The sequence below is a fragment of the Sinorhizobium kostiense genome, from assembly GCF_017874595.1.
GTDB classification, from domain to species: Bacteria; Pseudomonadota; Alphaproteobacteria; order Rhizobiales; family Rhizobiaceae; genus Sinorhizobium; species Sinorhizobium kostiense.
On sequence record NZ_JAGILA010000001.1, the window covers coordinates 1,102,048 to 1,114,823 of the forward strand.

General features: G+C 62.5%; 13 protein-coding genes. 10 read left to right on the forward strand and 3 right to left on the reverse strand.

The window, feature by feature from the left end:
• The first annotated feature begins 12 nt into the window (after positions 1-12).
• From J2Z31_RS04935 to J2Z31_RS04975, 9 genes are all read left to right on the forward strand, one after another.
• Positions 13-1,212, forward strand: a complete 1,200-nt coding sequence (locus J2Z31_RS04935; RefSeq protein ID WP_209600742.1) for an ABC transporter permease — start codon at positions 13-15, stop codon at positions 1,210-1,212.
• On the forward strand, positions 1,209-2,147 hold the full coding sequence (locus tag J2Z31_RS04940) for an ABC transporter ATP-binding protein (RefSeq protein WP_209600743.1): 939 nt from the start codon (positions 1,209-1,211) through the stop codon (positions 2,145-2,147). The genes J2Z31_RS04935 and J2Z31_RS04940 overlap by 4 nt, the downstream gene beginning before the upstream one ends.
• Positions 2,147-2,902, forward strand: a complete 756-nt coding sequence (locus J2Z31_RS04945) for an ABC transporter permease (protein WP_209600744.1) — start codon at positions 2,147-2,149, stop codon at positions 2,900-2,902. The genes J2Z31_RS04940 and J2Z31_RS04945 overlap by 1 nt, the downstream gene beginning before the upstream one ends.
• 218 nt (positions 2,903-3,120) lie before the next feature.
• A complete protein-coding gene (locus J2Z31_RS04950; RefSeq protein WP_209600745.1) occupies positions 3,121-4,281 on the forward strand; it encodes a Gfo/Idh/MocA family protein in 1,161 nt (386 codons plus the stop codon).
• Positions 4,282-4,293: 12 nt separating this feature from the next.
• On the forward strand, positions 4,294-5,178 hold the full coding sequence (locus J2Z31_RS04955) for a carbohydrate ABC transporter permease (RefSeq protein ID WP_209600746.1): 885 nt from the start codon (positions 4,294-4,296) through the stop codon (positions 5,176-5,178).
• Complete coding sequence (locus J2Z31_RS04960; RefSeq protein ID WP_209600747.1) at positions 5,175-6,032, forward strand: carbohydrate ABC transporter permease; 858 nt, start codon at positions 5,175-5,177, stop codon at positions 6,030-6,032. Before J2Z31_RS04955 ends, J2Z31_RS04960 begins: the two co-directional genes overlap by 4 nt.
• A gap of 29 nt (positions 6,033-6,061) precedes the next feature.
• Positions 6,062-7,291: an ABC transporter substrate-binding protein gene (locus J2Z31_RS04965; protein WP_209600748.1), complete on the forward strand. Its 1,230-nt coding sequence runs from the start codon at positions 6,062-6,064 to the stop codon at positions 7,289-7,291.
• A 150-nt stretch (positions 7,292-7,441) separates the two neighbouring features.
• Positions 7,442-8,572 (forward strand): ABC transporter ATP-binding protein, encoded by a 1,131-nt coding sequence (locus J2Z31_RS04970; protein ID WP_209600749.1) that lies wholly within the window; start codon positions 7,442-7,444, stop codon positions 8,570-8,572.
• A gap of 2 nt (positions 8,573-8,574) precedes the next feature.
• On the forward strand, positions 8,575-9,075 hold the full coding sequence (locus J2Z31_RS04975) for a GNAT family N-acetyltransferase (RefSeq protein WP_209600750.1): 501 nt from the start codon (positions 8,575-8,577) through the stop codon (positions 9,073-9,075).
• Positions 9,076-9,096: 21 nt separating this feature from the next.
• Here the strand turns inward: J2Z31_RS04975 and J2Z31_RS04980 are convergent, their stop codons facing one another.
• The 3 genes from J2Z31_RS04980 to J2Z31_RS04990 form a co-directional block, all read right to left on the reverse strand.
• Positions 9,097-9,876 carry an SDR family oxidoreductase gene (locus J2Z31_RS04980; RefSeq protein WP_209600751.1) on the reverse strand — a complete coding sequence of 260 codons (780 nt, stop codon included), beginning with the start codon at positions 9,874-9,876 and terminating at the stop codon, positions 9,097-9,099.
• A 187-nt stretch (positions 9,877-10,063) separates the two neighbouring features.
• Positions 10,064-11,251, reverse strand: coding sequence for an aminotransferase class V-fold PLP-dependent enzyme (locus tag J2Z31_RS04985; RefSeq protein WP_209600752.1), 1,188 nt, complete (start codon positions 11,249-11,251; stop codon positions 10,064-10,066).
• Positions 11,248-11,721, reverse strand: a complete 474-nt coding sequence (locus J2Z31_RS04990; protein WP_209600753.1) for a RidA family protein — start codon at positions 11,719-11,721, stop codon at positions 11,248-11,250. Before J2Z31_RS04990 ends, J2Z31_RS04985 begins: the two co-directional genes overlap by 4 nt.
• Before the next feature lie 106 nt (positions 11,722-11,827).
• On the opposite strand from J2Z31_RS04990, the gene gcvA reads away from it, so the two are divergent.
• A complete protein-coding gene (gene gcvA / locus J2Z31_RS04995) occupies positions 11,828-12,754 on the forward strand; it encodes a transcriptional regulator GcvA (protein WP_209600754.1) in 927 nt (308 codons plus the stop codon).
• The last annotated feature ends 22 nt before the right edge of the window (positions 12,755-12,776 follow it).

The following is a 12,776-nucleotide window of genomic DNA, read 5'->3' on the forward strand; positions in this document are numbered from 1 at the left end:
GCGGATCATTTCATGACGGTAGGTAGCATCCGGGAAAAAGAAGGCGGGTCGCTGCCTGTCGACAAGCTTGGCGTGATCGTGGCGGCTCTCGCGGTCTACGGCGCCTTTCTCGCTACCTTTGTGACCTATCGAGCCAACCGCATCGTTCAGGGCGAAGCAAGGACGATCCTCGAGTCCCTGCCGCCGTCGCTCGGCTATGGCCTCGTTGCCCTGGTGAGCGCGGGCGCCGCCATTGCGCTTTTCAAGACATCGGCGGCTTTCCGCATGCTTGCGGCATCCGCGGTGCTCGTCGCGCTTTCTCTTCTCATCGGCATCGCCGCCGATCATCTGATGCCGGCCGATAATGCCTACGCGCGAATTTCACCCGCTTCAGGGTTCTGGATCCTTTTCTTTGCATTTGCTCTGCTGGCCGCCGATGCGCTGACGCGGATGAGCCCTGGACCAGGCATTCGGCTCCTGTTCCTTGCCGGCGTGCTGGCGGTCATGAGCGGGCTGCTGGCGACCGGCCGCTGGGACGGGCTCTCGATCCTGAAGGAATATGCAAGCCGCGCCGATACGTTCTGGGCGGAGGCGGGCCGCCATCTGACACTGGCGCTCGGCTCGCTTGCCGCGGCGGCGCTCGTCGGTCTGCCGCTCGGCATCCTCTGCCATCGCGTCGATGGTCTGCGCGACGCTGTTCTGAACGTGCTCAACGCCATCCAGACGATTCCTTCCATCGCCCTCTTCGGTATCCTGATCGGCCCACTCGGCTGGATCGCGGCCAACGTGCCCGGAGCGATGGCGATCGGCGTGCGTGGCATCGGCGTTGCGCCGGCCTTCGTTGCGCTCTTTCTCTATTCTCTGCTGCCCATGGTCGCCAATACCGTCGTCGGGCTTGCCGGCGTACCGCAGGCTGCCAATGACGCTGCCCGCGGCATCGGCATGACCGACCGGCAACGGCTGTTTGCCGTCGAGTTCCCGTTGGCTTTTCCGGTCATTCTTGCCGGAATCCGCATCGTGCTCGTGCAGAATATCGGCTTGGCGACGATTGCCGCCCTCATAGGCGGCGGCGGCTTCGGCGTCTTCGTCTTCCAGGGCATCGGCCAGACCGCGATGGATCTCGTATTGCTTGGGGCCGCGCCGACCGTCATCCTCGCTTTCGTCGTGGCCATCACGCTCAATGCCGTGATCGAGATCACCGCAACAGGACGCAGCCCGGGCGGGTCCCCATGATCGAGTTCGAGCACATCACCAAGCGCTACGGCGATACCGCGGTCGTCCGCGACGTGTCGATGGCGGTCGCCCCGCATACGGTTACCGTTGTCGTCGGCACGTCGGGTTCCGGCAAGACGACGCTCATCAGAATGGTCAACCGCCTGGTCGAGCCGACCTCCGGCATCATCCGGATCGACGGCGAGGACAATCGGTCTGTGCCGGAGTTCGAATTGCGCCGCCGCATCGGCTACGCGATCCAGGGTCACGGCCTTTTCCCGCACCGTACCGTCGCCGAGAACATCGCCACGGTGCCGACGCTGCTCGGCTGGGACCGCTCGCGCATAAGGGCGAAAGTCGAGGAATTGCTGACGCTGTTCCAACTCGATCCGGACTTCTTCGGTGCGCGTTACCCGCACGAGCTTTCCGGCGGCCAGCAGCAGCGGGTCGGCGTTGCACGGGCGCTCGCGGCGGAACCGAACCTGCTCTTGATGGACGAACCCTTCGGCGCCCTCGACCCGATCATCCGCGCCAAGGCACAGGAGGACCTGATCGCCATCCAGAAACATTTCGGCACGACGATCATCCTCGTGACGCACGACATGGAAGAGGCGTTTCGCCTCGCCAACAAGATCGCCGTCATGGACAAGGGCGAGGTCGTGCAGTATGCGACCCCGGAGGAGATGCTGGTGCGTCCGGCCACCCCTTTCGTCGAGGAACTGATCGGCGCTAGCGAACGGCCGTTCCGTCTGCTGGCGATCGAGCGGGCTGGCGCCGCTGTCGAGCCGGGCGCGGCGGAGGGCCCGCCAATAGCTGAGGACCTCAGCCAACGAGAGGCACTCTCCGAACTGCTCTGGTCCGGGCGGGAGGCGCTGCCGGTTGCCGCGTCAGACGGGTCTATCGTCGGCCGGTTAAGTCTCGACAGCCTGATCAGGCGCGCCGCGAGACCGCGCTGATGCCGAGCCCCTTTCGCTTCCTCCGACTGGCAACCATTCTCCGATTGACAGCGCTGATGCTGCTGCTCGTGTTCCTGCTGCTGCCCGGTTGGTTCGAGCCATTGCTGAAGCCGCTGGTTCAGGAAAACGCGCCGGCGATCTACAATCGCGGCAGCCTCTTCTGGCTGACTGTCCTGCATCTCAGAACCGTGTTTGTTGCGACGCTCGCCGCCACTTTCGTGGCCGTGTCACTGGCGATTCTCGTCACGCGCGAGGCGGGGGCGGAATTCCTGCCGCTATCGCGCAGTCTCGTCAATATCGGCCAGACCTTCCCGCCGGTGGCCGTTCTGGCCCTGGCCGTGCCGATCTACGGTTTCGGCGAGAATCCGACGCTGATCGCACTTTTTCTCTACGGACTGCTGCCGATCTTCGAGAATGCGCTGACGGGCCTCACGAGCTTGCCGCCTGCGGTCATGGAGGCGGCACGCGGCACAGGCATGACGGAGCGCCAGCGGCTACTCAGGATCGAGCTTCCGCTGGCGCTGCCGGTGATCCTCACCGGAATTAGGCTCTCCGTCGTGATCAGCCTCTCGACCGCGACGATCGGCTCGACCGTCGCGGCAAAGACGCTTGGTGAGGTGATCATTGCAGGCCTGCAGTCGAACAACCTCGCCTTCGTGCTTCAGGGCGGGTTCATCGTCGCCGTCCTTGCCGTGCTCATCCATGACGCGCTTCAAGCGTTGGAGCGGTCGCTCGCAGGCCGCGCGCATGTCTGATAACGCGCAAGCGGCCACAGGAGACCTGCGCCAATAGCCAGTTCGCGCGCGGATCCTTCATGCGCAGCAGGGTCGACCGATAATTGCCGTCGAACGCCGCACGTCCAATTGTGAAAATGAATTTCACACTTTGCCAGAATGCTGGGATTTCGGTTGACGCATGAGAATTTCTGCCACAGTCTACGAAAATAAATTACGAAGCAGGGGACGGCATCGGCATGAAGGTCGGGATAATCGGACTCGGATTCCGTCTCGGATATCTGGGTCATGTCTTCAAGGCGATCGACTCTGGCTTCGAGATCGCCGGCTATGTCGACCCGGCGCCCGCAGGTCTTGCGAGTCTGACTGAAAAGGGAATCTCCGCCGGCACGCGCTACTCGACCACGGAGGAATTGATCGCCAACGAAAAGCTCGACCTTCTGATGATCGGGTCGCCGAACCACATGCATCTCGACCATATCCGCGTCGGCGTCGAGGCGGGCCTCAGGGTTTTTTGCGAAAAACCGATCGTCAGCACCGTCGAGCAGAGCCTGGAACTGGCGGCTCTGCTGGCGAAACACGGCCACGAACGGCTGATGGTCGGCCTCGTTCTCCGCTATGCTCCCATGTACCGGGATCTTCGCGCGGCTCAAACGGCAGGAACGCTCGGCGAGATCGTCTCGATCGAGGCGTCCGAGCATATCGAGCCCTATCATGGCGCATTCTTCATGCGCGACTGGCGGCGCTACGGGCGCTATGCCGGCAGCTTCATGCTCGAGAAATGCTGCCACGATCTCGATCTCTACAATGGCGTCGTCGGCGCCCGGCCCGAACGCGTGGCGAGCTTCGGCGGCCGCAAGAGCTTTGTCCCCGCCAATGACCCCACCCGCGAAGGCGTAAACGACCTGCAGCTCTTCCATCGCAAGCCGAGTGGCTGGCTCGGTGCCGACAAGGTGTTCGACAGCGACGGCGACATCATCGACTATCAGGTCGCGATCGTCGAATATGCCAACGGCGTCGCGATGAACTTCCACACGAACCTCAATGTGCCGGACCAGTTCCGCCGCTTCTGCGTGATCGGCTCTCGCGGCATGGCGGAGGGCGATTTCATCCGCGGTTATCTCGACGTGCACGAGGCGCTTTCAGGCAAGAAGGTCGTCGGTAAGCGCTACGCCCAGGAGACGGCGCTGTCGCAGCACTACGGCGCGGACGAGCAGATGGCAGCCGAGATCATCGCCCATGTCAGGGATGGCGGCCCGCTTCCGGTCTCGCCGCTCGACGCGCTCGAGGCCGGCATATTGGCGCTGTCGATGGATGAGGCGCGACTGAAGCGGGCGGTGGTTGACCTGAGACCCCTCTGGGATCGCTTCGACGAAGCATTGCATGCCCGAGCGGCCTGAGGGAGGGTAGCCATGGGCGTGCGGCGCAGCACCGTCATCTTCGCCTGGATCCTGCTGCTGCCGGCGGTTCTTTACGTGACCGTGATAGTTGCCTATCCGCTGGTAGACACGTTCGTCCTCTCCTTCACGAACGCTTCGCTCAAGAAGACGACCAATTGGGTCGGCACCGCCAACTACGAAAAGATCTTCAACGGCACCTTCGCCGAGGTGATTGTCCGCACCTTCGTCTGGACCACCTTTTCCGTGGCGATCAAGATGATCATCGGGACCTTCGGCGCCCTGATGCTGAACGCGGCGGTGCCGGGCAGGGCGCTCTTCCGCGTGCTCACCATGCCGCCCTGGATCGTGCCGATGGCAATCGGCATCTTCATGTGGGGCTGGATGTATAACGGCCAGTTCGGGATGATCTCCGGCATGCTGCAGAATTGGGGACTGGTCGACGGGCCGGTCGCCTTCCTTGCCCATGGCTCCACCGCCTTCTGGGCAACGATCATCACCGACGTCTGGATCGGCGTGCCGATGGTGACGCTTTACATGCTCGCCTCGATGCAGGCTATCCCGCAGGACCTCTATGAGGCCGCCTGGACAGATGGCGCCGGACGTTTCTACCGCTTCCGCCGTATCACCCTGCCGCTGCTCGTACCGGCGATGATCACCATGTCGATGCTGTCGCTGATCGCCACCTTCAACTCCTTCGACATCATCTGGATTCTGACCCAAGGCGGTCCCAACGGCGATACGACGACGATGATCATCGATACCTACCGCACCGCAATCGGCTCGAAGAAATATGGGGAAGGGGCGGCCCGCGCCGTGCTCATCTGCATCTTCCTGTCGATCTTCTGCGTCGCCTATTTCCGCGTGACCCATCGCCTTGCCTCGGGAGAGCACCGATGAGCCAGCCGGCTATGATCAATCGCTATCGCTGGTACGAACTCATCGGCATCTATGCGGGGATTTTCCTTTTCCTCAGCTTCATTCTCGCCCCGTTCGTCGAAGGTTTCCTCGTTTCGTTGAAACCGCTCAGCCTCCTGTTTTCCTCGCCCTATCGGTTTTGGCCGGAAAACGGCTCCTTCGAGGCCTATCGCACCATGTGGGTGAGCGTGCCGGGCTTTGCCCGCTACATCTTCAATTCCTTCTTGATCTCCACGGTCGTCACGGTGGTCGTGCTCCTCCTCGTCGTGCCGTCCGCCTATGCCTTTGCCCGGTTCAAGTTCCGCGGCAGCGCCGCACTGCTTGCCGCCTTCCTTGCCGTGAACATGTTTTCCGGCGCAGTGCTGCTCATTCCGCTCTTCCGGCTGATGCGCAGCCTCGGCGTGCTGAACACCTATTTCGCCATGATCGTGCCGGGCGTCGCCTTCCTCATTCCCTCGGCCATCTGGCTCTTGCGCACCTATATGATGCGCATCCCGCGCGAACTCGACGAGGCCGCCCTCGTCGATGGTGCGAGCCACATTTACACACTGTGCCGCGTCATCCTGCCGATAGCGATGCCCGGCATCGCGGTCGTCGCGATCACCACCTTCATCGGTTCCTATGCCCAGCAGTTCATCTTCGCGCTGACCTTCAACTCGAAGACCGAATACATGCCGCTGCCGATCGGGCTCTACGCCTATTTCGGCCGGCAGGAGGTCGTCTGGAACGAGCTCATGGCGGCGAGCTTCGTCGGCATCGCGCCCGCCGTGATCGTGATCTTCTACCTTCAACGATATCTCGTCAGCGGACTGACCGCCGGCGCGGTGAAGCAATAAGCAACCACCAGAACAGGGGAGTCATAACAGTGACAATCGCTTACAAGGCCGCTTTTCTTACGCTTGCCCTGCTCGGATCGACCGCGCTTGGCAGCGTCGCTGCACAGGCCGCCGACCAGGAGATCAGCTGGATCTATTGCGGCGACAAGATCGATCCGATCCATGAGAAATACATCAAGGAGTGGGAAGGCCAGAATCCGGGCTGGAAGGTGCTACCGGAAGTCGTCGGCTGGGCCCAATGCCAGGACAAGGCGACGACGCTCGCCGTCGCCGGTACACCGGTCGCCATGGCCTATGTCGGATCGCGAACGCTCAAGGAATTCGCCGAGAACGAATTGATCGTTCCGGTTCCAATGACCGAGGAAGAGAAGAAGAGCTATTACCCGAATATCGTCGATACAGTGACATTCGAGGGCACCCAATGGGGTGTTCCGATCGCCTTTTCGACCAAGGCCCTTTATTGGAACAAGGATCTCTTCAAACAGGCCGGCCTCGACCCGGAAACCCCGCCGAAAACCTGGGCCGAGGAAATCGCTTTTGCCAAGCAGATCAAGGAAAAGACCGGTATCGCCGGCTACGGCCTTCCGGCCAAGACCTTCGACAACACGATGCACCAGTTCATGCATTGGGTTTACACCAATAACGGCAAGGTGATCGATGGCGACGAGATCGTCATGGACAGCCCTGAGGTCTTGGCCGCCCTACAGGCGTACAAGGACATCATGCCATATTCCGTCGAAGGGGCGACGGCCTACGAGCAGAATGAAATTCGTGCCATCTTCCTTGACGGCAAGGCTGGGATGATCCAGTCGGGCTCCGGCGCCGCAGCGCTCCTCAAGGATACGAAGATCGACTGGGGTATCGCACCGCTGCCGCTCGGCCCCTCGGCCAAAGGTGAAGGCACGCTGCTGATCACCGACAGCCTTGCGATCTTCAAGGATAGCGGCGTCGAGGAGAAAGCGATCGAATTCGCCAAGTTCATTACATCTCCCGGTCCGCAGGGCGAATACGAGTTGCAAGGCGGCGCGGGTCTGACGCCGCTACGCCCTTCGCCGAAGGTCGACGAATTCGTCAAGGCCGACCCGTCCTGGAAGCCTCTGATCGACGGGATCGCCTATGGTGGCCCGGAGCCGCTCTTCAGGGACTACAGAGGCTTCCAAAACGCGATGATCGAGATGGTGCAGTCGGTCGTCACCGGCAAGGCCGAGCCGACGGACGCTCTCAAGAAGGCGGCTGGCGAACTCGAGCAGTACAAGTAGGCTCATTGGGACCGCGGCGGCTTCGGCTTCCGCGGTCCCGCCTCACGCTAGCGCATCGCCGGAAAAAGCGACTTTCGGAAAGTAGACTTAAGCGCCCTTTGTACCTCCTCAAGGTGGCGCAGTGGTGTAAGGCAGCTGGAGACGGGATTATTGGGACAGCTCACTCTCAAGAAGGTTCAGAAATTCTACGGCACGTACGAGGTGCTGAAACGGATCGAGCTCGAGGTGAAGAACGGAGAGTTCGTGGTCTTTGTCGGCCCGTCCGGCTGCGGCAAGTCCACGCTTCTCAGGATGATCGCGGGTCTCGACGAGACCTCGGCTGGCGACATCCTCATCGACGGCAAGCGGGTCAACGATCTGCCGCCGGTCAAGCGCGGCATCGCCATGGTGTTTCAATCCTACGCGCTCTATCCGCACATGACGGTCTTCGAGAATATCGCTTTTCCGCTCCGCGTCGAGAAGATGCCCGAGGAGAGATTGAAGGCAAAAGTGGAGCATGCCGCCCGCATCCTCCATCTTGGTGAGCGGCTGCAGCAGAAGCCGGGCATGCTTTCGGGCGGCCAGCGCCAGCGCGTCGCGATCGGCCGGGCGATCGTGCGCGAGCCGAAGATATTCCTCTTCGACGAGCCGCTCTCGAATCTCGACGCCGCATTGCGGGCGGACATGCGGATCGAGCTGGCAAAACTTCACCGGCAGCTGAAGGCGACGATGATCTACGTCACGCACGACCAGGTCGAAGCGATGACGATGGCGGACCGGATCGTCGTGCTGAATGCGGGGGAGATCGCCCAGACCGGCGCGCCGCTCGAACTTTATCACAAACCGGCCAATGTCTTCGTTGCCGGCTTCATCGGCCACCCGAGGATGAATTTCCTGCCGGTCACCTGCAAAGGCGCGAGCGATGCCGGGATCGAGATCGACTTCCTGGGCCAGACCGCCCTGATCCCGGTTCATCCGCGCGCCGGCATGGTCGGCGCGACACTGACACTGGGCATCCGGCCGGAGCACATAGCGATCGGTTCCGGAGACCTGAGCCTGACGATCACGCCTTCCGTCGTCGAGCGCCTGGGGGCGAATACTGTCGCCTACGCTTCGCTTGGGGAAGATAGCGAGAACTATTGCGCCATGCTCCCGGGCACAGTGGCGCTACGCACCGACGAGCCGGTGAAGACCGGCATCCGCGCGGCGGACTGCCACCTCTTCGATCAGAATGGCATGGCCTTCGAACGTCGGGTCGATATGACGGATATTGACATGGCGCTCTTCGATCCGGCGGCATGAACATGGCTGCAATGATCCGCCTGCTTGGCCCCGAGGATGTCGAGACTTTTCGGCGCATTCGGTTCGAAGCGCTGCGCGCGGAGCCCGACGCCTTTGCGAGCAGCGCCGAAGATTGGGAGAAGCTGTCGGACGACGAGTGGCGGCAGCGGATCACCGCCGCCGCCGTATTTGTCGCTTTTCGCGACCGCGACCCCGTGGGCATAATGGGCTTGTCGCGCGAGCGTGCCAGCAAGATGGCACATCGCGCCACGGTCGTCATGGTATACGTGCGGGAAAGCCTGCGTGGAAGCGGTCTTGCAAGGATGCTGCTGCAAACACTGGTCGACCATGCGCGGAGCCAAGGCATCCGGCAATTGGAACTTTCCGTGAGCGCTGAAAACCCGAAAGCAATCAGCTTTTACACTCGGGAGGGCTTTGTTGAGGTCGGCCGTATTCCCGGCGGCTGCATTCGCAATGGCCGGGAAGTCGACGACCTCATCATGGTTCGGCGCATCGTCGACTAAACGCCCGCGGCAGCACGCATCTCAGAACGTCGAGTTGAAAGCGCCCCCGTCGATCAGCAGGTTCTGGCCGACGATGTAGCCGGCGTATTGGCTGCAGAGGAAAGCCGCCGCGGCGCCGAACTCTTCCGGCGTGCCGATCCGGCCCGTCGGGTTTTGGGCATATTCCTCGGCGCGCAGCTCCTCAAGCGAGATGCCCCTTGTCTTGGCTGTCTTCTCGAAAAGCTTTTCCAGCCGCTCCGTCTCGTGAGAGCCCGGCAGCAGGTTGTTGATGATCACACCGTGGCGAGCCACCTGGCGGGCCGTCCCGGCGACGAAACCCGTGAGACCGCTGCGGGCGCCATTCGAGAGACAGAGCTCCTGGATCGGGGACTTGACGGAGGCCGACGTGATGTTGACGATCCGTCCCCATTTCCGCTCGATCATGCCCGGAAGCACGGCTTTCATGAGCAGGATTGGTGCAAGCATGTTGGCTCTGATCGCTTCTTGCCAGTTGGCCTCGGTTACGGTCGACCAATCGCCGGGCGGCGGTCCTCCGGCATTGGTGATCAGGATGTCCGGTTGTGGCTCTGCCCTGAGGAGCGCATTCCGGCCTTCCTCTGTCGTTACGTCGGCGGCGACGATCCCGACGTGCACGCCGTAGGTTTCGCTGATGGCCCGGGCCGTTTCACCAAGCTGCTTCGGCTCGCGGGCATTGAGCGTCAAGTTCACGCCCGCCTCGGCGAGCTTTTCCGCCACACCCCGGCCCAGTCCCTTTGAGCCGGCGCAAACGAGCGCTCGTTTTGCTTTGATACCCAAATCCATTGCGTGCTCCACTAAGGTTCTTCTACAGCGCCGCGCGTCTTCTCAGAGGCGCAAAGGTCGCTGTAGCACTTTGAATTTCTGCATGTCTTTTTCCATAAATCGAGGTCGATTTAAGGAGGCATGCAGCGGTCTTTAAGTCCGGACAAGCCGACTGGCCATGCCAGCCCGTCCGATCAAGATGGCGGCCTCATGCTCTTGCAGCAATCTCTGCCACTGCTTCGGAAAGGAGGGCCACTTCCGACGACGTGTTGAGGTAGCTGACCGATGCGCGCGCAATCTGGTCCAGCCTGCGCGCCGTCATGTCGAGCGGGGTATAGGGGACGCCATTTGCGCCGATCGCAATCTGCCTCTCAGCAAGCGCTGCACGGACTTCGCTCGACGGCATGCCGTCGATAGTAAAGGAGACGATGCCGGAAAGATCGGTGCCGAGATCGCGGACCGTCACTTTCGCAATGCCGCGCAAGTTGTCCCGCAGCGTGCGTGAGAGCGCCGTGATCCTCTCGTGGACGACGTCGATCCCGAGCACCCTTGCCTGGCGGATCGCAGTGCCGAGACCGAGAAGCAGGGCTGGCGAATTCTCGCTGGCTTCGAAGCGGCGCGCATCATTGCGAATGGTCACGACCCCGTCGACGATCGGTCCGGAGACGACGTCCATATAGGGCGGCACCAATTGCTGCTGGAATTCCCGCCTGACATAGAGGATCGCCGTGCCGCGGGGACCGCGCAGGAATTTCCGCCCGGCCGCCTTCAAGACGTCGCAGCCGAGCGCGGCGACATCGATCGGGATGTGGCCGAGAGCCTGCGCCGCGTCGATGAAGTAGGGAATACCGGCCGCCTTGGTGACGCGTCCGACCGCCGCCGCGTCATTGATTAATCCGCCATTCGCCGGGAGCCATGTCAGCGAGACGAGACGCACGCGATCGTCGATCATGCTTGCGAGCGCCGAGGTGTCGACGCTGCCGTCCTCGCTAACCGGAATGGTCTCTATGCGCGCCCCGGCGCGTGCGGCGGCTGCCTGCATCGTTGCAAGATTGTCACCCCATTCCTGGCGACCGACCAGGATCCGGTCGCCGGCGGCGAGCGGCGGCAGCGCCGCGAATGCAGCGCCCCAGGCGGCACTGCCACTGCCCATGAAAGCTATCTCGTCGGGCGCGGCGCCGATCAGCGAAGCTGCACCCGCTCGGACATCCTCCAATAGCATGCTCGCCCCATTCGCAGCTTCCATCGGGCCGTCTGCGGCCTCCCTGCGCAGGTAATCCCAGATCGTCTCGAGGGTCGATCGGGAAGGCAGCGAGGCGCCGGAGTGATTGAAATGCACGCCGGATTCGCAGCCAGGCGTTTCGGAGCGGAACTCTTCCACGTCGAACGTATTCATGCCGCGGGCTCCAGTTCCACAAGCGCTTCCACCTCCACTGTGGCGCCGCCCGGCAATGAGGCAACGCCGACTGAGGCGCGCGCGTGTCGCCCCGCTTCTCCGAGGACATGGACGAAAAGGTCCGAGGCGCCGTTGGCGACTTGCGAATGATCCGTGAAGTCCGGTGCCGACGCAATGAAGACACCGAGGCGAGCGACCCGCCGGATGCTGGCGAGCGACCCGTCGGTTGCGGCAGCGATCTGCGCGAGGACGCCGACGGCCGCGTATTCGGCGGCGAGGCGACCTTCCTCCGCCGAAACGCCGGCGCCGACCGTTCCCGTCAGCACGTCACCATTCGTGGTGCTGATCTGGCCGGAGACGATCAGCAGGTTGCCCGCCCTGATCGTGGAGACGTAGTTGGCCGCAGGGGCCGAAGGCGCCGGTAGAGAATGGCCCAGCATGGCAAGTCTGGATGCGAAGGTTTCGGACATGGCGATCTCCCTTGGAACTGGAGCGAGAATGCAAGGGAGCCCGGATTGCTTCCAATTCAAACTTCGCTATGGTGCGATCGATCTGGCTAATGTCTCAAGGGAACGCATGCGCGCATCGACGACCATGCCGCCGCTGCAGGCGCTGCGGGCATTCGAGGCGGTGGGCCGACTGTTGAGTTTCCGGCGCGCTGGCGAGGAGTTGCTCATCACGCAAAGCGCCGTGAGCCACCACATCAAGCAGCTCGAGGGAACGCTCGGCGTGCGGCTGTTTATCCGCAACGCCAAGAGCATAGAGCTGACGCCCGAGGGCACCGCCTATCTCGCCCGCGCGCAGGAGGCCTTCGGCATCATCGCGAGGGCGACCACCGAGATGCGTCGGCAGGCGGGGGTAGTTAAAGTGCGTGTGAGCGTCCTGCCCTCATTCGCCGCCAACTGGCTCGTCTCACGGCTGCCGCGCTTCATGCAGGAGCATCCGGATATCGAGATCGATTTCGAGCCGACATTGCGCCTCACCGATTTTGCTGCCGACGAGGTCGACCTCGCCATCCGCTTCGGCGCCGGTCGCTGGGAGGGCGTCAGGGCAGAGCGGTTGATGGATGAAGAACTGAGCCCGGTGCTCAGCCCGGTTCTTTTCGGCGACGGCGCTCGCTTCGCCGATCCGGCCGACCTGCTTTCCCAGACATTGTTCGATTCCATGAACCCCTTGGGTTGGGAGCTCTGGTTCGGCGAAGTCGGAGTCGATTTTCGCCAAGCTCGCCTCTTGCAGCTGACGGATTACAACATCGCGCTGCAGGCGGCTCTCAACGGCCAGGGTGTGGCGATCGGCCGGATGCTTCTCGTTCGCGATCACCTCGCTGCCGGACGCCTGCTGCGGCCGTTTCCACAGATCGTCCGCCCCGAGAACACAGCCTACTGGCTGGTCATGCCGGAAAATGGCCGGCATAGCACTGCCGCCGAAACCTTCGCGACGTGGCTGAAGGGGGAGGCGGCGACTGCAAGCGCCGACCACTGCACGTCGCTTCAATCGGCCTGATTCAAGACGACATGCAGTAGCG